Annotated in this window: 1 pseudogene; it reads left to right on the top strand. The window is 39.6% G+C overall.

The annotated features are described in order from the left end of the window. Positions 1-903 (top strand): annotated as a pseudogene (locus ACMFKV_RS07200) (hypothetical protein); the annotation flags it as partial.

A 903-nucleotide genomic window follows, 5' to 3' on the forward strand; every position in this document is an offset into this window, starting at 1 on the left:
GTTATAAAAGTGTTTCCGATGCACTTGCAGGTATAAGCAACTCTTTCATCAATATTAAACAGGGTGTCATAGATGGTGTCTTGGATGATGTAACGGAAGAAATCGTTAATGGTATCAATAAGGATGTCATCACTGGAATTACTCAAACAGTTACGGATGCGGTTAACAGTAATAGACTTGTTAAACAAGATGCATCCACAAATACTATCACCATTGGTGGAAATGTAGCTGGTAGTGAAATTACAGTTGCAAACAATGAAGGTGCATCACGTATTGTTTCTGGTGTAAAAGCAGGGATGCTTACAGCTGGCTCAACAGATGCTGTTAACGGTGCGCAGCTCTATTTGGTGAGTAACGCACTTTCTTCATATTTTGGTGGTGGTGCTAAATATGAAGATGGAGAATGGACATTCCCAGATTTCACGGTTGTTACACTCAATGATGATGGTGTTGCTGAAGAGGCAAGTTATACAAATGTTGCCGATGCACTTGCAGGTATGAGCAACTCGTTCAAAAATATTAAAAATGATGTTGTAAATGGTGTTTCTCAAGATGTTATTGATGACATTACTCAAACAGTTACAGCTGCGGTTAAGAGTACTAGTCTTGTTAAACAAGATGCATCCACAAATACTATCACCATTGGTGGAGAAATAGGTGGCACTGCAATTACAGTTGCAAACAATGATGGTGCATTGCGTAGTATCTCTGGCGTAAAGGCAGGCATGCTTACAGCTGGCTCAACAGAAGCTGTTAACGGTGCACAGCTCTATTCAATGAGTAACATGCTTGCTTCATATTTTGGTGGTGGTGCTAGATATGAAGATGGGGAATGGAAATTACCAAATTTCACGATTACCCAAGTCAATGATGAAGGTGCTTTTGTAGAGGGAAGTTATAAAA

It is taken from the genome of Bartonella propinqua (assembly GCF_047263965.1).
GTDB lineage: Bacteria > Pseudomonadota > Alphaproteobacteria > Rhizobiales > Rhizobiaceae > Bartonella.